Annotated in this window: 18 protein-coding genes; 14 read left to right on the forward strand and 4 right to left on the reverse strand. The window is 60.7% G+C overall.

Features of this window, described 5'->3' with window-relative positions:
• Positions 1-41: 41 nt before the first annotated feature.
• Positions 42-854 (forward strand): HAMP domain-containing protein, encoded by an 813-nt coding sequence (locus G5179_RS16700; protein WP_005350472.1) that lies wholly within the window; start codon positions 42-44, stop codon positions 852-854.
• A gap of 9 nt (positions 855-863) precedes the next feature.
• Here G5179_RS16700 and G5179_RS16705 read toward each other — a convergent pair whose 3' ends face one another.
• A complete protein-coding gene (locus G5179_RS16705; RefSeq protein ID WP_005359354.1) occupies positions 864-1208 on the reverse strand; it encodes a hypothetical protein in 345 nt (114 codons plus the stop codon).
• A gap of 200 nt (positions 1209-1408) precedes the next feature.
• Between G5179_RS16705 and asnS the strand changes: the two genes are divergently transcribed.
• The 4 genes from asnS (at position 1409) to G5179_RS16725 (ending at position 6223) form a co-directional block, all read left to right on the forward strand.
• Positions 1409-2809: an asparagine--tRNA ligase gene (gene asnS, locus G5179_RS16710; protein ID WP_005337914.1), complete on the forward strand. Its 1401-nt coding sequence runs from the start codon at positions 1409-1411 to the stop codon at positions 2807-2809.
• A gap of 110 nt (positions 2810-2919) precedes the next feature.
• A complete protein-coding gene (locus G5179_RS16715; protein ID WP_421258755.1) occupies positions 2920-3675 on the forward strand; it encodes a substrate-binding periplasmic protein in 756 nt (251 codons plus the stop codon).
• 374 nt (positions 3676-4049) lie between these two features.
• Positions 4050-5393: an anaerobic C4-dicarboxylate transporter gene (locus G5179_RS16720; RefSeq protein WP_005337916.1), complete on the forward strand. Its 1344-nt coding sequence runs from the start codon at positions 4050-4052 to the stop codon at positions 5391-5393.
• A gap of 173 nt (positions 5394-5566) precedes the next feature.
• Positions 5567-6223, forward strand: a complete 657-nt coding sequence (locus G5179_RS16725) for a hypothetical protein (protein ID WP_421258756.1) — start codon at positions 5567-5569, stop codon at positions 6221-6223.
• Between the two features lie 140 nt (positions 6224-6363).
• Here the strand turns inward: G5179_RS16725 and G5179_RS16730 are convergent, their stop codons facing one another.
• Both G5179_RS16730 and dcuC read right to left on the reverse strand, forming a co-directional pair.
• On the reverse strand, positions 6364-7503 hold the full coding sequence (locus G5179_RS16730) for a M20 family metallopeptidase (protein WP_421258757.1): 1140 nt from the start codon (positions 7501-7503) through the stop codon (positions 6364-6366).
• Positions 7504-7637: 134 nt separating this feature from the next.
• Complete coding sequence (gene dcuC / locus G5179_RS16735) at positions 7638-9014, reverse strand: C4-dicarboxylate transporter DcuC (protein WP_005350454.1); 1377 nt, start codon at positions 9012-9014, stop codon at positions 7638-7640.
• A gap of 285 nt (positions 9015-9299) precedes the next feature.
• On the opposite strand from dcuC, the gene G5179_RS16740 reads away from it, so the two are divergent.
• The 8 genes from G5179_RS16740 (at position 9300) to G5179_RS16775 (ending at position 16654) form a co-directional block, all read left to right on the forward strand.
• Positions 9300-9614: a hypothetical protein gene (locus G5179_RS16740; protein WP_005337929.1), complete on the forward strand. Its 315-nt coding sequence runs from the start codon at positions 9300-9302 to the stop codon at positions 9612-9614.
• A 317-nt stretch (positions 9615-9931) separates the two neighbouring features.
• On the forward strand, positions 9932-10282 hold the full coding sequence (locus G5179_RS16745) for an ArsC family reductase (RefSeq protein WP_005337930.1): 351 nt from the start codon (positions 9932-9934) through the stop codon (positions 10280-10282).
• A gap of 19 nt (positions 10283-10301) precedes the next feature.
• Positions 10302-11429, forward strand: a complete 1128-nt coding sequence (gene dapE / locus G5179_RS16750; protein WP_421258758.1) for a succinyl-diaminopimelate desuccinylase — start codon at positions 10302-10304, stop codon at positions 11427-11429.
• A complete protein-coding gene (locus G5179_RS16755; protein ID WP_101530496.1) occupies positions 11426-12115 on the forward strand; it encodes a M15 family metallopeptidase in 690 nt (229 codons plus the stop codon). The genes dapE and G5179_RS16755 overlap by 4 nt, the downstream gene beginning before the upstream one ends.
• A complete protein-coding gene (locus tag G5179_RS16760; RefSeq protein WP_005337933.1) occupies positions 12112-12258 on the forward strand; it encodes a hypothetical protein in 147 nt (48 codons plus the stop codon). Before G5179_RS16755 ends, G5179_RS16760 begins: the two co-directional genes overlap by 4 nt.
• Positions 12259-12537: 279 nt before the next feature.
• On the forward strand, positions 12538-14265 hold the full coding sequence (locus G5179_RS16765) for a potassium/proton antiporter (protein WP_108541387.1): 1728 nt from the start codon (positions 12538-12540) through the stop codon (positions 14263-14265).
• A 44-nt stretch (positions 14266-14309) separates the two neighbouring features.
• Positions 14310-15413 (forward strand): beta-N-acetylglucosaminidase domain-containing protein, encoded by a 1104-nt coding sequence (locus tag G5179_RS16770; RefSeq protein WP_421258759.1) that lies wholly within the window; start codon positions 14310-14312, stop codon positions 15411-15413.
• Positions 15414-15445: 32 nt separating this feature from the next.
• The gene (locus G5179_RS16775) at positions 15446-16654 is read left to right on the forward strand and encodes a cation:proton antiporter (RefSeq protein WP_421208063.1); all 1209 of its coding nucleotides are present in this window, start codon (positions 15446-15448) and stop codon (positions 16652-16654) included.
• A 73-nt stretch (positions 16655-16727) separates the two neighbouring features.
• Here the strand turns inward: G5179_RS16775 and G5179_RS16780 are convergent, their stop codons facing one another.
• On the reverse strand, positions 16728-17360 hold the full coding sequence (locus G5179_RS16780) for a LysE family translocator (protein WP_216954223.1): 633 nt from the start codon (positions 17358-17360) through the stop codon (positions 16728-16730).
• 232 nt (positions 17361-17592) lie between these two features.
• Between G5179_RS16780 and G5179_RS16785 the strand changes: the two genes are divergently transcribed.
• Positions 17593-19215, forward strand: a complete 1623-nt coding sequence (locus G5179_RS16785; protein WP_421258760.1) for a methyl-accepting chemotaxis protein — start codon at positions 17593-17595, stop codon at positions 19213-19215.
• The last annotated feature ends 127 nt before the right edge of the window (positions 19216-19342 follow it).

Genomic DNA, 19342 nt, shown 5'->3' on the forward strand with positions numbered 1-19342 from the left:
GGGGTAAACTGCTGCGGTTTTACCATCAAGAAAGACTGCTCATGCGCCTCTCCATTGCTGCCAAAATCAACTTTTTCCTGCTCTTCATCTTCTCCATGGTACTGGTCTTCTCCGCAGCCTATCAGGCGGTGCGCGAGCGCGATCTCATCCTGACCCTCATCAAGGAGCAGAGCCGCGAGCAGACCGAAGCCTACTTTGATGGCCTCAACATGCTGATGCTGACCGGCAAGATGGATGCCCGCGATACCCTGCGCGGCAAGTTTCTCGACCACGCCCATGTGGAGGATGCCCGCATCGTACGTGGCGACGCGGTGAGCAAACAGTTCGGGCCAGGACGGGAGACAGAACAGGTAAAAGATGAGTTTGATGAGCTGGCTCTGGCGGGCAAAGGGAGTCTGGAGGTGGTGCACAACGGCATGCACAGCCGTCTGGTAGTGACCCGACCGCTGCTGGCCAAGAAGGATTTTCGCGGCACCGACTGCACCAGCTGTCATCTGGTGCCGGAGAACACTGTGTTAGGGGCCGTGCGCTTTGACTACTCCCTCGATTCGCTGTTTACCCGGGTCGAGCAGAATATTCTCACCTCGGCGCTCATTCTCACCGGCATCTTCGGGATGGGACTGCTGCTGACCCTCTGGGTCATCCGCACCTGGATCGTGCGCCCTCTCAACCAGTTGACCCGCTCCATGGAAGAGGCCACCGACCTGCACGACTTCGGTCATCGGCTGGAGGGGGATGACGGCGACGAGATTGGCCGCGTGGCGGTGGCCTACAACCAGATGCTCGACAGCGTGGAGCGCCAACTCGGCAAGCGCACCAAGGCCAGCAGGCAGGAGCCGGATCAGCCCCGCTGAGGCGGGCGCTTAACCGACGTAGTAGAAAAGCAGACTGGCGATCAGCACCAATAGCAGGATGGCCAGATTGACATGCCGGGAGTCATCCTGACGGCGGCTGCGCTTGCGCTCCAGCAGCAACACCGCCAGCGTCAGGGCGCAACAGCTCCAGAGCCCGTAGACCAACCAGGGGGTAAGGGCCGGGTCCCAATAATCGCGCACCTCGATCCCGCCATAGACCAGAAAACCGTAGGCAATTTCGGGCCGGGCATAGTGGTAAAGGGAGAGCAGCACGATAAAGCCGCCCCAGCAGAGCATCACCAGCCCCTGCAACACCCGTGTCAGCCAATCTGGCCCATGCCGCCGATCTTTCACCCACCTCTCCTGCGCCCGTGACACTCTTGTTGAGTGAACCATGCCGAAAACCCCACCAGAGTCCGACATTTTTGCTTGTTTATCAAACCCGCGCGGGTAAGATTGACGGCTTAGTCTGCCATGGTGGGCCATCTGTGCCCGGGCCAGACTCCCTAGTGTTGCAAATAGCGCTGCAAGAACAAGCTGGAGACAATATTTCGATGACGCACGCATCCGTAGTAGATGTGCTGGCCGGTAAGTATCCGGTCGGCACCACCCAAACTGTCAAAGGGTGGATCCGGACTCGCCGTGATTCCAAGGCGGGGATCTCATTTTTGGCCATTTCTGATGGCTCCTGTTTCCATCCGGTACAGGCAGTTGTCCCCAATACCCTGGCCAATTACGAGAATGAAGTGCTGCGTCTGACCACTGCCTGCTCCGTGGAAGTGACCGGCGTGGTTGCCGCCTCTCAGGGCAGCGGCCAGGCTTTCGAACTGCAGGCGACCGAGGTGAAGGTAGTCGGCTGGGTCGAAGATCCGGACACCTACCCGATGGCCGCCAAGCGCCACAGCATCGAATACCTGCGTGAACAGGCTCACCTGCGCCCGCGCACCAACATCGTTGGCGCCGTGACCCGCGTTCGTCACTGCCTGGCGCAAGCCATCCACCGCTTCTTCCACGAAGAGGGTTTCCTCTGGGTTGCGACCCCGCTCATCACCGCCTCTGACACCGAAGGTGCCGGCGAGATGTTCCGCGTCTCCACTCTGGACATGGAAAACCTGCCGCGCACCGACGCCGGCAAGGTGGACTACAACGAAGATTTCTTCGGCAAAGAGGCTTTCCTGACCGTATCCGGCCAGCTGAACGCCGAAACCTATGCCTGCGCCCTCTCCAAGGTCTACACCTTCGGCCCGACCTTCCGCGCTGAAAACTCCAACACCAGCCGCCACCTGGCCGAGTTCTGGATGGTTGAGCCGGAAGTGGCCTTCAACGATCTGGAAGATAACGCCGCACTGGCCGAAGCCATGCTGAAGTATGTCTTCAACGCCGTACTGACCGAGCGTCGCGACGATCTGGAGTTCTTCGCCCAGCACGTGGACAAGGATGCCATCGGCCGTCTGGAGCGTTTCGTCTCCTCCGACTTCGCCCAGATCGACTACACCGACGCCATCGAAGTGCTGCAAAACTGCGGCAAGAAGTTCGAGTTCCCGGTCTCCTGGGGTATCGATCTCTCCTCCGAGCACGAGCGCTATCTGGCCGAGGAGCACTTCAAGTCTCCGGTGGTGGTGAAGAACTACCCGAAAGATATCAAGGCCTTCTACATGCGCCTCAACGACGACGGCAAGACCGTTGCCGCGATGGACGTACTGGCACCGGGCATCGGCGAGATCATCGGTGGTTCCCAGCGTGAAGAGCGTCTGGACGTGCTGGATGCCCGTCTGGCCGAGATGGGCCTGAACAAGGAAGATTACTGGTGGTACCGCGACCTGCGTCGCTTCGGGACCGTGCCGCACTCCGGCTTCGGTCTGGGCTTCGAGCGTCTGGTGGTCTACGTGACCGGCATGGGCAACGTCCGCGACGTGATCCCGTTCCCGCGTACTCCGCGTACCGCCGAGTTCTGATCAGCGGCATCTTGCCACTACATTGCAAAAGCCGTCCTCAGGGTCGGCTTTTTTATTACCCCCGTTATGGGTAATACTCAGAACCAATCGACACAAGGAATGGGTCGTTCATGGGATATCGTCGGCTTCTGACACTCTTGCTGCTCTGGCTCCCCCTGCAATTGCGGGCAGAACCCGTGCACCTGACCACCCTGGAGTGGCCCCCCTATACCAGCCAGCATCTCCCTGATGGTGGCCTTACCGGCCATATCGTCAAGCGTGCATTTGCCGAAGCGGGGCTGGAGGTTCAGTTTGACTTCTACCCCTGGCATCGAGCCATGTTGCTGGCATCCGATCCCGCCCAGCACTACAGCGGCTACTTCCCCAAATACTTCGCCGATGATCTGGATAAACGGTGGCATATCTCCACCAGCGTGGGCAGTAGTGTGCTGGGCATGGCGCAGCAAGCCGGCCCCCCTATCCACTGGCAGCGACTCGAAGATCTCGCTTCCTACCGGATTGGGGTCGTCGCAGGTTATATCAATACCCGTGAATTTGATGCCCTGATGGCCAGCAAGCGCCTCAACACCTTTGCCGTGGACGACGATCACCTCAACCTGCGAAAATTGCAGCGCGACCGGCTCGATCTGGCCGTGATCGACCGGGATGTTTTCTACTGGCTCACCTATCACGATGACAAACTCCACCCCGAACAGCTGCAGTTCAACCAGAAGATCCTCGGGTACAAGAGCCTGCACATCATGTTCCGTCCCGATCAACAGCAACTGCAACAGCGAGTGAACAATGCGCTAGCCAGACTCGATATCAAGCAGCTGAGCGAACAGTATCAGCGTCGCTATCTGCTATCAGCACCCGCCCCCCGATGAGCAGAGTCGCAGAACACCCCATTTGTCAAAAAAGATATCTTTAACCCGTGTTTTTACAGCCTCTTCTCCCCTGACCCGGGCCTTTTTCCACACCTTCCTTACCAACGCATTCCCCATCACAACGCCTCTGGTTGCACTCTGATGGGCTGGCCCCGAGTGATACCACTTGGTGACAAAAATAATGTTTTTGTTAGTACGTGGTTTTTAAGTGGTTTAATCAAAAATTCATCGAGTTATTGAAGTAACTCAATTTTTTCACTTTTTCAGGGGAGCAGAATAGCAACTAACCCTTTTGGGCTAAATAAAACAGACAATGACAATTCATGGTTCAGGCTACCCGCGGCAATATGGGTTGAATCACACGAGGTAACGGAATGATCTTGATGGAATTTTTAGTGGTACTCGGCTGCTTGCTGCTGGGTACCCGCTTTGGGGGCATGGGACTCGGTCTCATCAGTGGTATCGGTCTCTTCCTGCTGACCTTCGTCTTCGGCCTGGTGCCGGGCGAACCGCCTGTTCAGGTAATGCTGACCATTCTGGCGGTGATCGGCTGTGCCGCCACCCTGCAGACTGCCGGTGGCCTCAACCTGATGATGCAAGTGGCCGAGCGTCTGCTGCGCCGTCACCCGCAATACATCACTATCCTGGCGCCGCTCACGACCTGGACCCTCACCTTCCTGTGCGGTACCGGCCACGTGGTCTACACCATGTTCCCCATCATCGCTGATATCGCGCTGCAGAAGAACATCCGTCCCGAGCGCCCGATGGCCGTAGCCTCCGTTGCCTCCCAGATGGCCATCTGCGCCTCCCCGGTCTCCGTTGCCGTGGTCTCCATGGTCTCCATTCTGGCGGCCGGTCATGGTATCGGTCAGGCTTACGGCCTGCTCGACATCCTGATGATCGCCATCCCCTCCTCCCTGACCGGTGTCATCGTGGCTGCCCTGTGGAGCCTTCGTCGCGGTAAGGATCTGGACAAGGACGAAGAGTTCCAGGCCAAGATCAAAGACCCGGAGCAGCGTGCCTTCATCTACGGCGGTGGTGAAACCCTGCTCAACACCAAGTTCCCGAAAGAGGCCTACTGGTCTACCTGGATCTTCTTCGCCGCCATCGCTGCCGTGGTATTGCTCGGTGCCAACGAAGGTCTGCGTCCGGTGTTCACCATCAAGGACAAAACCGGCCCGCTCTCCATGAACCTGGTGATCCAGATGATGATGCTGATCGCCGGTGCCATCATCCTGATGCGCTGCAAGGTCAAGCCGGGCGAGATCGCCAACGGTGCCGTCTTCAAGGCAGGCATGGTCGCCATCTTCTCCGTATTCGGGGTGGCATGGATGAGTGAGACCTTCTTCCAGGCTCACATGCCCCTGCTCAAAGAGACCCTGGCCCACGTGGTACAGGCCCAGCCCTGGACCTACGCCCTGGTGCTGTTCCTTATCTCCAAGCTGGTAAACAGCCAGGCCGCCGCCCTGACCGCCATCGCCCCCATGGGTCTGGCGCTGGGTGTCGAGCCGAAGCTGCTGATCGCCTTCCTGCCAGCCAGCTACGGCTACTTCGTGCTGCCGACCTACCCGAGCGACCTGGCCTGTATCGGTTTCGACCGCTCCGGCACCACCCGTATCGGCAAGTTCATCATCAACCACAGCTTCATCATTCCGGGGCTGATCGGGGTGGTGACCTCCTGCTCGCTGGGCTTTATCCTCACCAGCATCCTGCTCTAATCGCAGTCGCGTTTACCACGCTATTGCAATACAGGCCCCCACTTCGGGGGCCTGCTTTTTTCCCGCTCTGTGACCCCAACCATTTCCCCGCCGCCATTTCTGGACACTATGCCTTTACCTCTGCCCCCGCCGCTGGGTAGCATGCCCCCTCGTTCACCATTGGAATCTCATCCATGTCTCGCGTCATCCTGCTCTGGAGCGGTGGCAAAGATGCCATGCTGGCCCTCTGTCATGCCCGTCAAGCGGGCCATCAGGTGGTGGCACTGGCCACCTTTGCCCCGCCAGAGCCCCGATTTCTCGCTCACCCCTTGCCGCTGGTGCGCAGTCAGGCGGAAGCCCTCGGGCTGCCCCATCTGCTGGTCACCATAGAAGCGCCGTTCGAGCAGAGCTATGAGACGGCGCTGAGCCACTTGCAGCAGGAGTGGAACCTCGACGGGGTAGTGACCGGCGATATCGACAGCGTGGGGGGCGCACCAAACTGGATCCGCGAACGCTGCCGCCCGCTCGGGCTCACCGTCCATACCCCGCTCTGGCAGCAATCTCGCCAAGCCTTGCTGGCGGATATGCTGGCCCGCGGCATCGTCGCCCACCTCTCCTGCATCGATACCCGGGTGCTGGCCCCCGAGTGGACTGGACGCCCCCTCGATGCCGCCACCCTCTGCGAGCTACAACAACTGGCCGAGCGCGAGGGCTTCGATGCCTGCGGCGAGCAGGGGGAGTACCACACCATGGTGACTGACGGCCCGGGCTTTGCCGCCCCGCTGCGCCTCGATGGCTGGCAGGTAGCACGGCAGGATCATCTGGCCTATCTGGCTGAGCCACAGGGGTAACGGCCTCAAGCCATCTGGCGCGCTCGTTCAGGGACGCGCGAAAAATCGAGATAAAAAAAGGGAGGCAACAGCCTCCCGTTTGGAGTGGAGCGGACCAATTTTGAGCGGGCCATGATGACCCGAACAAGGGATAAACCGGCTTATTTCGCCAGCTTGCCCAGCACCCGCTGCAGCAGGCGGATGCGCGGCTCGATGCTGTCCAGCAGCAGGAATTCCGCCTCCGAGTGAAAACCGCCCCCCATGGGGCCGAAACCATCGAGGGACGGCACCCCCGCGGCGGCGGTAAAGTTGGCATCCGAACCGCCACCGGCCTCCAGCCAGTTGAAGGAGATCCCCTCCTCTTTCGCAGCCGCCTCCACCAGCGCCATCACAGCTTCTGTATCGCCGCTCGGTCGCATCGCCGGCTTGAAGGTCTGACGATCTACCTCGACCCGACAACCGGCGAGGAAAGAGTTGTTGGCCATAAAGGTGAGCCGGTCGTGTACCGCAGCGGCCTCTTCGTTGCTCCAGAAGCGCAGATCGACGATCGCCTCGGCAAAGTCCGGCACCACGTTGACACCAGTGCCGCCCTGTACCACGCCGACGTTCATGGTGGTGCCCGTGGTCATGTTGACCTGCTCGTTGATGGCCAGTACCCAGTGCGCCAGCTCGGTGATGGCAGATATCCCTTCGGTGAGGGCCGAACCGGCGTGGGACGCCTTGCCGTGGAAGGTGATGCGGTACTTGGCATTGCCCTTGCGGGCGCTGATGAGATCCCCGTTGGGACGAGCTGCCTCGGCCACCAGCACGCAGCCGCTCTGTTTGGCCTTCTCCACCAGCCAATCTTTCGACCAGGGGGAGCCAATCTCTTCGTCGCAGTTGTAGCAGACCAGCACCTTGAGCTTGGCAAGCAATGCCGGGTCCATCTCTTTGAGGGCATACCAGATAGAGAGCAGGCCGCTCTTCATGTCCGAGACACCGGGGCCAAAGGCTTGATTGCCTTCGATTTTCAGCGGGCGCTTGGCCGCCGTCCCCTCGGGGAAGACGGTATCCATGTGGCCGCACAGCATCACGTCGTAGTGATCGGCACCCGGCGCATTGGTGATCTCGAGGCAGGGGCCGCACTCGGCAGCAAACTGGTGACGAGTCACCTGCCAGCCGATGGCCTCATATTTCTCGGTCATGATGTCAGCCACTTTCGCCACCCCGGCCGGGGTGCGAGTACCGCAATCGAGGTTGATGAGCGGGGCCAGATCGGCCAGATAGCTATCGAGGGAAAACAGGCTCTTTACAACTGTCATTATCTTCTCCATGCAACAATCAGCGTTGATGGCCGATCGTCTATTGCAACACTGCGACACAGTGAGAAAAAGGCGGGCAGCCATGCCACCCGCCCGACCGGTAAATTCCAAACACCACTACATAACCCACATCACTACATAAACAGCAGATAGTTGAGGGTCAGCGCCGTCACCAGCGCCCCCGCCATCGGCACGCTGGTGCGCTTGACCACGGTAAAGGGCGATACCTTGGCAATCCCCGCACAGGCGATCAGTACCGCAGCGATGGGGGAGACGGTACGCCCGATACTGGAAGCAAGCTGCATCGGCAGCAGCATGGTCACCGCCGGTACGCCAAACTTGGCTGCCACCGCCGGTGCCAGGGTCGAGAAGCTGAGGAACGCCGCGTTGCCGGAGCCCATGATGACCGCCGCTACCATGATCAGCGCCACCATCACCAGGGTCATCAGGCCGCTGCCGATACCGGCATTGCTGGCAGAGTGCAGCAGGGTATCGATGGCGCCGATGGCCTTGAGGGATTCGGCAAACAGCTCGGCACAGACGATGAGCGCCACCACGGGGCCAAACACCTTGCCCATGCCATCGAGGAAGCTCGACAGCCCGGCAAACGCGGTACGCACCGAGCGGCTACGCAGCAGCTCGCACAGCATGCCGATAAAGACCGACAGCAGCATGGCCACCTCCACGCTCATCTTGATGTCGCTCACCAGCAGCTTGGAGAAGGTCATCATCAGCACGAAGGGGATGATCGGCAGCAGGGCATACCAGGTGGGGGCCTGCACGCTCTCGGTGCCCTGCTCGTCCAGCTCGGCGTGATCGCCACGATGGAGCGCAGGATCCCAGCCATCCTTGCGATCGCAGTGACGCTGCCAGAAGAAGTGCAGCACCATGGTCACCAGCAGCATGGGGGCCACCAGCCAGATCTGGTAGTCAACAAAATAGCTGGTCGGATCCATGCCGGACTGGCCAGCAGAGAAGATGGCGTTGGTCTGGGTCGGGCCAATCTCGAACGCCTGTGAGGTGGCGATGACGCCACAAGCGGAGGCCGGGCTGATACCGAGGTTGCGCATCACCGGGTACATGGTGACCATCAACAGCAGGCCAAGTCCGGTGGCGGAGGTGACGAACAGGGAGACGAATACCGCCACCAGATAGCAGATGGAGAGCATCAGGTAGCTGGACTGGATGCCTGCCACCGGTTTGACCGCCACCCGCACCAGCGCCTGGGAGGCCCCGATATGGGACATGTAAGTGGCAAACCCCGCCACCGCCATGATGGTGAGGCCGAGGCCCGCCGCGCGGTAGGAGAAGATCCCCTTGAACACTTCGAACAGGTCGAACAGGGCGAAGCCGGTGCTCTTGTCAGCGGGGAGAATGGGGTGCAGCCCCAGCCAGTAGGCCACCGCAAAAATGGCCATGCCCGCCAGCGCCAGCACCGCCTGCGGGTTGTAATCCTTGATAATGCCGTAGACCACGGCGACCAGAACGAGCAAGACGAATAAAAGTTCCAATATTCACTCCTGATAAATTTATCGAAGAGCGAAATCTAGTGATCTGACCACTGTTTGCCTTTGATCCCTATCAATAAAGGTGCCGTCACCGTGATTCATTAGCATAATATGTCGGCCATGTAACAATTTCTCGTTATTTCAACTACCGGAAAACCTTTGTCACCCCATATCCGGGAATTGTGTGACGCGACTCCCCTCTTTTTTGCGTTGGATCAACATATGACGGCGCCGAACTGGCGAAGATGCGCTTCGACATATAGCGACCATTTCGCGCCGGAGAGAGTTATGACAAGCCAAGCCACCGCAGGTGCTTCGACCTGCGACTACAAGCTGTGGGACATCCTCGTCGAGTCTGCAAAGGAACGCACTACCATTCGTTACTCCAAACTGGCCAAGCAGGCCGGGCTGGAGCAGTGCCAGGATGAACTGCGCACCCTGCTGCAACGCATCCGCATGTACTGCACCGAAAACAACCTGCCGATCCTCTCCGCCATCGTGGTGGACGACGTGGGCAAATACACTGGCCTCTCTTCCAGCCTGCCTGATGCACCTTGGGAACGGGCCCGGGTCTTTGACCATGAGTGGACCACCCTGCACTGATTGAGGTGCTTGATAATGCCGACCAAAACGCGCCCGCTGGCGCGTTTTGGCTATCTGGCGTTTGCCCTTTCTCTTTTGCTCCTGCAATAGTCGATCTTCTCCCGCAATACCCAACCCCATCGGGCACGCCAGCCCCACTGCTTCTGACTTTGTGCTCAAAATCGCCGTTCAGGTGTGACCAGTTCCGGTAAAACCCGCGAGCCGGACCATCGGCGTTGCCATGGGATTGCCACAATGCCAGAATCGGGCCCTTGCACTCTGTTGATTCGGATTTTCGGGCGCGGCCACGGCCAGCGCCCACAAGAGAAGGACTCCCCATGGCCATCACCCTCTATGGCATCAAGAACTGCGACACCATCAAGAAAGCCCGCAAGTGGCTGGATGAGGCCGGTATCGACTACCGCTTTCACGACCACCGCGCCGACGGCCTGAACCCGGACGATCTGGACAGCTGGCTGGCAAAACTCGGCTGGGAAGCCCTGCTCAACAGTCGCGGTACCACCTTCCGCGCCCTGCCGGATGAGGCCAAACAAGGACTCGACACCGCCAAGGCACGCGCCCTGCTGCTGGAACATCCGGCCATGATCAAGCGTCCGCTGCTCGACCGTGACGGCGAACTGACTCTGGGTTTCAAGGCTGATCACTACCAATCCCTCTTTTCCCGTTAAGGACAACTAAGGACAACTGATGTCGGATGTCATCGCACTGGCCAAGGATCTGATCCGCCGCCCCTCCGTTACCCCCCTCGATGAAGGGTGCCAGACCCTGATGGCGGAGCGCCTCGCCAGGATCGGGTTTGTCATCGAACCCATGGTGTTTGAGGACACCACCAATCTCTGGGCCCGCCGTGGCAGCAAGGGGCCGCTGTTCTGCTTCGCCGGTCACACCGACGTGGTGCCCGCCGGGCCGCTGGACAAATGGCACACCCCGCCGTTCGAGCCGACCATCAAGGATGGCGTTCTCTACGGGCGCGGCGCCGCCGACATGAAGGGCTCGCTGGCTTCCATGGTGGTGGCGGTCGAGCGCTTCGTGGCCGAGCATCCGGATCACACCGGGTCCATCGCCTTTCTTATCACTTCCGATGAGGAGGGGCCCTTTATCAATGGCACCACCCGGGTGATCGACACCCTGGAAGCGCGTAACGAGAAGATCACCTGGTGCATCGTCGGCGAGCCCTCCTCCACCGCCGTGGTGGGGGATGTGGTGAAGAACGGCCGCCGCGGCTCCATCACCGGCGATCTGCTGGTGCGCGGGGTGCAGGGCCATGTCGCCTATCCCCATCTGGCGGACAACCCCATTCACAAAGCCGCGCCAGCGCTGGCGGAACTCGCCGCCACCGTGTGGGATGAGGGCAACGCCTACTTCCCCCCCACCAGCTTCCAGATCGCCAATATCTCGTCCGGCACCGGCGCCTCCAACGTCATTCCGGGTGAGCTGCAGGTCCAGTTCAACTTCCGCTTCAGTACCGAACTGACCGACATGGATATCCGTGAGCGGGTCGAAGCGCTGCTGGATAAACATGGCCTCGATTATCAGCTGAGCTGGACCCTCTCCGGCCAGCCGTTCCTCACCGACACAGGCGCGCTGCTCGATGCGGCTGTGGCGGCCATCGAGGCGGTGAACGGTCAGCGACCGGCCCTGCTCACCACCGGCGGCACCTCGGACGGGCGCTTTATCGCCCCTACCGGCGCCGAGGTGATTGAGCTCGGTCCCGTCAACGCCACCATTCACAAGGTGAACGAGTGCGTGAAGGCGGACGATCTGGATCTGCTGGCGGACATGTACCAAGGGGTGCTCGAGAGATTGCTGGCATGACGCAGGAACAACTGCTGGGGCTCGACGAGAGCCACCTTATTCTGGTGGGACGCGGCCCCCACCGGCTGACTGCCGCCACCGCGGCGGCCTTCAACGACATGCAGGTAGCCGCCGCCTATGAGGGGTTCAACCTGCAGGCGGCCTCCAGCTGGCGCAGCTTCGAGCGCCAGCTCGCCATCTGGAATGGCAAGTGGCGCGGCGAACGGCCGCTGCTCGATGCCCACAGCCAGCCCATCGATGCCCTGCAACTAAGCGAGGTGGAGCGGCTGCACGCCATCCTGCGCTGGAGCGCTCTGCCCGGCACCAGTCGTCACCACTGGGGGACCGATCTCGACATCTACGACCCGGACTGTTTGCCTGCCGATACCAAACTGGCACTGGAGCCGTGGGAGTATGAAGCCGGGGGCTGGTTTGCGGATCTCAGCGAGTGGCTCAGCGACCATATGAGCGACTTCGGCTTCTTCCTCCCTTATGCCAAACCGGTCGGGGCAGAGAGCGGGGTAGCCTACGAGCCCTGGCATATCAGCTTTTCGCTGGAGTCCGACGAGCAGCGGCTCGATCCCGCAGCACTGGCGCTTTGCCTGCAACAGGCGGATATTGAAGGCAAGTCGACCATATTGGCCAACCTTGATGAAATTTTGGCCCGTTATGTCACCACCTGTCCTGACGAAAGGAAAATCCCATGAATCTCTGGCTGTGGATAGGGTTGCCGCTGCTGTTCCTGCTCGGGCTGTTTCTCAATGCCATCAAAGACATGAAACGGCTGGAGAAGCAGTTGCCCAACTACAAGGACAAGATCCGCGAAGTGAAGGATGACGAGGACGACTGAATCCTGCCCCATCCCGTGGGGAGCGCCCTTGTGCTCCCCTCTCCCTCTGCTGTGCCGTTTCGCATTTCCCCGCCATCTCCTCCCTGCGCATCCTGAAATCGACGCTCCTTTGACTCCGCTTTCGTTAACCCCGTCACTGTCAGAATATGGCGCGGCCATGCTGAAAAAAGGGATGAAAAATGTAAGAAAGTGCAAATTGATGCACAAATAAGCCACACAAGGGGGGCTTAACTGCATATAATGTGCCTACTTTGCACATTACCAGGAAGGAGTTCGCCCTTGGATGCCGCTACCATCAACAGTTTCTTTTTTGTCGCTGCCCTGTTGGTGGGAGCCAGCGTACTGTTGAGCGCCCTCTCTTCCCGCCTCGGTATTCCCATTCTGGTTATCTTCCTCGCCGTCGGCATGCTGGCCGGTGAGGATGGCCCCGGTGGCATCCACTTCGCTGACTACTCCATCGCCTATCTGGTGGGCAACCTGGCGCTTGCCATCATCCTGCTCGACGGCGGCATGCGCACCCGGGTCTCCTCGTTCCGGGTGGCGCTCTGGCCAGCCCTGTCGCTGGCGACGGTCGGGGTGGCCATCACCACCGGCCTGACGGGGCTCGCCGCCGCCTGGCTGTTTGACCTCAACCTGATGCAGGGGATGCTGATCGGCGCCATCGTTGGCTCCACCGATGCGGCGGCGGTCTTCTCCCTGCTCGGCGGGCGCAGTCTCAACGAGCGGGTGAGCGCCACTCTGGAGATAGAGTCAGGCAGCAACGACCCCATGGCGGTGTTTCTCACTGTCACCCTGATCGAGGTGCTCGCCACCGCCCAGCAGGGGCTGGATGCGGGCTTCCTGCTGCTGCAACTGGTCAAGCAGTTTGGTCTTGGCGCCGGGATTGGCCTTGGCGGCGGCTGGCTGCTGTGGCGCCTTATCAACACAGCCCGCTTGGCGCCGGGGCTCTATCCGCTGCTCACCGTCAGCGGCGGTCTGCTGATCTTCGCCCTCACCACGGCGGTCGGTGGCAGCGGCATTCTAGCCATCTATCTCACCGGTCTGTTGCTCGGTAACCTCGCCCTGCGCAGCCGCAGCACCACATTGTCGGTGCTGGATGGACTCACCTGGCTGAGCCAAATCGGCATGTTTCTGGTGCTGGGGCTGCTCGCCTCCCCCCACAAGCTGCTGCCCATCGCCCTGCCCGCGCTGGCGCTGGCGATGTGGATGATCCTGTTTGCCCGCCCGGTGTCAGTCTGGATCGGGCTGTTGCCGTTCAAGAACTTCGCCCCGCGCGAGCGCTGGTTTATCTCCTGGGTCGGCTTGCGCGGCGCCGTGCCCATCATTCTGGCGGTCTTCCCCATGATGGCGGGGCTGCCCAACGCTCAGCTCTACTTCAACGTCGCCTTCTTCGTGGTGCTGGTCTCGCTGATTTTGCAGGGCAGCTCGCTGCCGCTGGCCTCAAAACTGGCGCGGGTGGAGGTGCCGGCACCACCGTCGCCCATCAACCGCTCCGGGCTCGAGATCGATCTCGACAGCCAGTGGGAGACCTTCGTCTACCAGCTGGGGGAGGAGAAGTGGTGCATCGGCTCGCCGCTGCGGGATCTGCAGATGCCCGCCGGCACCCGGATCTGCGCCCTGTTTCGTGGCCGCGAGCTGCTCCACCCCTCGGGCAGTACCTGTCTGCAGGCCGATGACATTCTCTGCGTGATCGGTCACGAACGTGACCTCCCCGCCCTCGGCCAGCTGTTCAGTCAGGCGCCGGAGCAAGATCTCGGCCCCCGCTTCTTCGGTGACTTCCTGCTGGAAGCAGCGGCACGGCTGGTGGATCTCGCCCCTCTCTACGGGCTGGATGTGAGCGAGGTGGCGGATCAGACACTGGGTGATTTTATTGCCAGCCAGTTGGGCGATAATCTGGTGGTCGGTGACAACATCGAATGGCAGGGCCTGATCTGGACCGTGGCCGAAATGGACGAGAGCGTGCCGAGCAAAATCGGGGTGCGCTTTCAGGAAGAGGACCCGGTCTGACCGACCGTCCCGTATAAAGTCCCCCAGCAAGAAGGGAGAGCGTTATGCCATATCAAAGTTTGCTGTCCGGCCCCCTCCCCCCAGCTGCCAATCTGGGGGTCATTGAAGGTTTTTTTGGCAAGGGATGGAGCTGGCAGGCCCGCGCCCGCTACGCACAGTGGCTGCCACGCCACGGTTACGTCTTCTATATCTATGCACCGAAAGAGGATGGCTATCTGCGCAAGCACTGGGCCCTCCCCTGGCCCGAGCAGCAGCTGGCGGATCTCGCCGAGCTGGCGCGCCAGTGCCGCGCCAACGGGCTCGCCTTCGGGGTGGGCTTAAGCCCCATGGGGGCCCATCACGACTACGATCGCAAACGCCCGGCGCTGCTTGAGAAAGTGCGCCTCATCGACGAGATGCTCCAGCCCGATATTCTGGCGGTGCTGTTTGACGACATGAAGGGGGATACCCCGGATCTGGCCCGTCACCAGCTCACCATCGCCCACGATATCGCGGCCCACAGCAAGGCGACCCGCCTCATCTTCTGTCCCAGCTACTACTCGACCGATCCGGTGCTGGAGAAGGTGTTTGGCGCCATGCCTCCCCGCTATCTGGAGGAGCTTGGCGAACAACTCGACCGCCGTTTCGAGATCTTCTGGACCGGCCCCAAGGTCTGCTCCAGCGAATATCCGGCCAGCCACCTCAAGCAGGTGACCGAACTGCTCGGCCGCAAGCCCTTCCTTTGGGACAACTACCCGGTTAACGATGGCAGCAAGGCGAGCAGCTACCTGCACCTGCGCGCTTTCGAGAACCGCCCCGCCGAGCTGGCGGAGCTGGTCTCTGGCCATGCGGTCAACCCGATGAAGCAGGCGGCGCTCTCCGCCCTGCCCCTCGCCACCCTGCCAATGAGCTACCGACTCGGCAAGCAGTACGACCCCGGCAAGGCGCTGCACGCCGCCCTCAACGCCACCTGTGGCCCGCAGATCTCGGCGATGATCGAGGCCGACCTGCCGCTGTTTCAGGACATAGGGCTGGCCCAGCTGACCCCCGAGCAGGTGGCCCATCTCAAGGCCCGCTACCTGCCGTTTCGCGACCAATCCTGTGTCGACGAAATCGTGCGCTGGCTGGATGGGGAGTATGTGTTCGACCCCGACTGCCTGACCGATTAAACCACCCCTGCGGGGGGCAGAAAGGAGGTTGTATGGATGCACATCTGCTTTACCAGAATCTGGCGGTGATCGCTGCCTTCTTGCTGATCTACAGCCTGATCGCGGGGCGCTTCGAATCAAAGCTGGTCAACGGCCCCCTGCTCTTTCTACTGACCGGCTGGTTGCTGGGGCCTGGCGGGCTGGAGCTGCTCTCCCTCTCTATCGACAGCGCCGGCATCAAGCTGCTGGCCGAGCTGACTCTGGTTATCGTGCTGTTCAACGATGCCGCCAACACCAACTGGCAAGTATTGCTGGCCAACCGGCAGCTGCCCATCCGGCTGCTAATGATCGGCCTGCCACTGACGCTCATCGCCGGAGCCCTGTTTGGTCACTGGATCTTCCCCGACCTGCCACTGCTGGAGATGGCCATCCTCTCCACCATTCTTGCCCCCACGGATGCGGCGCTCGGCAAGGCGGTGGTGAGCAACCCGGCCGTACCGGCGCCACTGCGCGAAGGGCTCAATCAGGAGAGCGGCCTCAACGACGGCATCTGTGTGCCTGTGCTGCTTCTGCTGCTGGCCCTTATCGCCCCCACAGAGCAGCACGCAGGCACAGCCACGCTGGCCATCACCCTGATGCTGGAGGAGATCGGCATTGGCCTGCTGGTCGCCTTCGTGCTGACCAGCCTAACCATCCGGCTGCTGAAAATCTCTTATCTCAACGGCTGGCAACTGCCGCTCTGGCGCCAGCTCACCATGCCGGGACTGGCCCTGCTCTGCTTTGCGCTGGCCCAGAGTCTGGGGGGGAGCGGCTTTATCGCCGCCTTTGTCGGCGGTCTCTTTATCGGGCGCAGACTCGGTGAACACAAGCACGCCTATATGGACAGTTGCGAAGGCTACGGCGACCTGCTCTCCGTGGTGATCTGGATGGTGTTTGGCGCAACTCTGCTCCCCATGTTGTCGGAGCTGATGCACTGGCAATACTGGCTCTATGCCATTGCCAGCCTCACCCTGCTGCGGATGGTGCCGGTCTGGCTGAGCCTGCTCGGCACCGGCCTCAAGCCAGAGCTCAAGCTCTTTATCGGCTGGTTCGGCCCGCGGGGCCTTGCCAGCATCGTCTTTGCAGTGATGGTGCTGCAAAACCAGCCTGCCCTGATTGGCCAGCGCCCCATCATCGCCACTGTGCTCTGCACCATCATATTGAGCGTGCTGCTGCATGGCATCACCGCCAACCCCTGGGTCGCACGTTTCAAACCCCGCTGAACCACTTGGCACTCATAAAAAATGCCACCGACCGGTGGCATTTTTCTTGTCTGGTGCGGGTCACTGACAGCGCTTAACCAAGCGCCAGCCAGACTCCCACCCCCAGCATCAGAGTACCGGCGATGCGGTTCATCAGGGTGACGTTGCCGCTCTTGGCGAGGAAGTGGCGCAGAGTTCGGCCACCACTGGCGTAGAGCAGCAGGCAGGAGAATTCGATGACCAGAATAAGCGCCACCAGCGCAGTGATCTGCGGCACCATCGGCTTGCTGGCCGAAATAAACGGTGGCAGCAGGGAGATCATGAAGGCCCACCCCTTGGGGTTGGCAATGGCGGTGACGAAACCCTGCACCGCCAGTCCCATGGCGCTGGTCTGCTGACCGGACGAAAGATCCGCCGGAATGGCCATCTTCCCCTTGGCCTGCCACATCTGGATACCGAGCCACACCAGATAGGCGCCCCCCACATATTTGAAGGCGGCAAAGATCCCCGGATAGTTGAGCATGATGGCAGCCACCCCGATCACCGACAGCACCGAGACCAACCCGACTCCGATCAGCTCCCCCCACATCATGTGCAGGGTACGGCGCACCCCCAGGCTCATCCCCAACGTCATCGACAGGGTCATGCACATGCCGGGGGTCACCGAGACAAAGAAAAAGGTCGGGATAAACAGAGCCAGAATGGCCGGATCGATCCAGCTGGACACTACACACCTCCATACGCCAAGAGCGGGGAATCACGAAAACGGGACAGGATTGACTCAATCCGGCCAGTTGTACCACATATTCAGGGGATCAAGCGTTCAATCATGCATATATGGCGCCTTTTTCACAAGGAAAAACCTTTTCTTCAGCAAATTTCAGCAATAAAAGCCTGTGACAGCTCCTGACGTAGGTGTGTAATATGTCGGCTACTCCCATTTCGGATTAGAGCCATTTATGTCATTGAATAATCTATCAATACGTGTCCAGGTCCTGATACCGCTGCTGCTGGCCAGCCTGCTGATGATGGTGATGATTGCCATCAGTAAACAGGGGCTGGATGAAGCCATCAATGACATAGATGAGACGACCCAGAGCGTGGTCCAAAACAAGGACGATATTGCCAAACTGATCCACGCCACCTACCGGCTGCGCACCAGCGCCATCTATAGCCTCTATGATGCCAAGCTGTTTGCCGCACTGCCCGCAAACCTCAACAGCGCCGAGCAGGAGATCAACGCAATCCTCGGCCGTCTGGTGCTCCCCGGTGCCGAGCAGGATAACCGGCAGGTCGCTGCCGCCCTGCAGGCCTACCTCAGCCATACCCGCAGCAACATGCTGCCGCTGCTGGCGCAAAAACATCAGGGTGGCGGCGATCCGGTCGCCTACGAGGCGGCCCGCCTCCATTTCCGCGAGCTGGGTGAACAGCTGATCAAACAGATCGACAGCATGTCGGCCCACATCAACCAGCTGATCCAGCAAGAGCTGGCCGACGAGCAGGCTCACTACGACGCAACCCTGCTGCGTACCCTGCTGCTCACCGCCGGTACCCTGCTGGCGGCGCTGATCTGTGGCTGGGTCCTCTCCGGTCGCATCGTCAGCCCCATCGGTCAGTTGCAAGAGGTGATGCACGCCGTGGCGCAAGGGCGCTTCAACGTGCGCGCCAAAGCGGATGGCAACAACGAGCTGACCCGTCTGGCCAAAGATATCAACCTCACCCTGACCCAGCTCGGCAACACCATCGAGAACCTGACCGGGATCAGCAACAGCGTCGCCTCCGCCGCCACCGAGCTGGCCGCCGTGATGACCCAGTCCGAGGCCAATGCAAAGCAGCAGCACAGCGAGATCGAACAGGTCGCCTCCGCCGTGACCGAACTCTCCAGCACCGCTGACAACGTCAACCACAACGCCGCCGTCGCCGACGAGCTGGCGCGGGATGCCAATGGCCGGGTCGAACAGGGGCTCGCCCTCTTTACCGAAAGCATCGCCGCCAACAGCCGGATGGCGGACAGTCTGGAAGATGCCGCAGCCATCGTGGCCCAGCTCAAATCCCAGTCCGAGCAGATCGGCAAGGTAATTGAAGTGATCCAGGGGATCTCCGAGCAGACCAACCTGCTGGCGCTCAATGCCGCCATCGAAGCAGCTCGCGCCGGTGAAACGGGCCGTGGTTTTGCGGTGGTGGCCGACGAGGTGAGAATGCTGGCTGCCCGCACCCAAGACTCCACCAAGGAGATCCAGGCTATCATCGAGCGGCTGCAGAGCCAGTCCCAATCCGCCAACAACGGCGTGCAGGAGACCCTGGAGATCCTCAGCCATAACCAGCGTTTGTCCGCTCAGGTGCAGGATCTGCTAAGCGGCATTACCGGTGCCGTGCGCCAGATCAACGACGCCAACGCCCAGGTCGCCACTGCCGCCGAGGAGCAGTCCTGCGTCACTGCCGACATCAACCGCAACATCACCAATATTCACGAGATCGTGAGCCAGAGCTCCGCCGGCATCAGCCAGAGCGCCAGTGCCAGCAACGAGCTCTCCCAGCTCGCCGAGCAGCAACGCAAACAGCTGGCTCAATTCCAGCTGTAAGCGCACAAAGTGAACCAGACAAAAAGGCCCGCAAGGGCCTTTCTTGTTGATGGTGTCCCGTCCTGAATATGGTTTACACCTTTCCCCCCAATACATGGAGAACCCGATGGGACAAGGTGTGAAACGA

Origin of the sequence: Aeromonas sp. 600886, from assembly GCF_049174935.1 — a bacterium.
GTDB lineage: Bacteria > Pseudomonadota > Gammaproteobacteria > Enterobacterales > Aeromonadaceae > Aeromonas > Aeromonas veronii_A.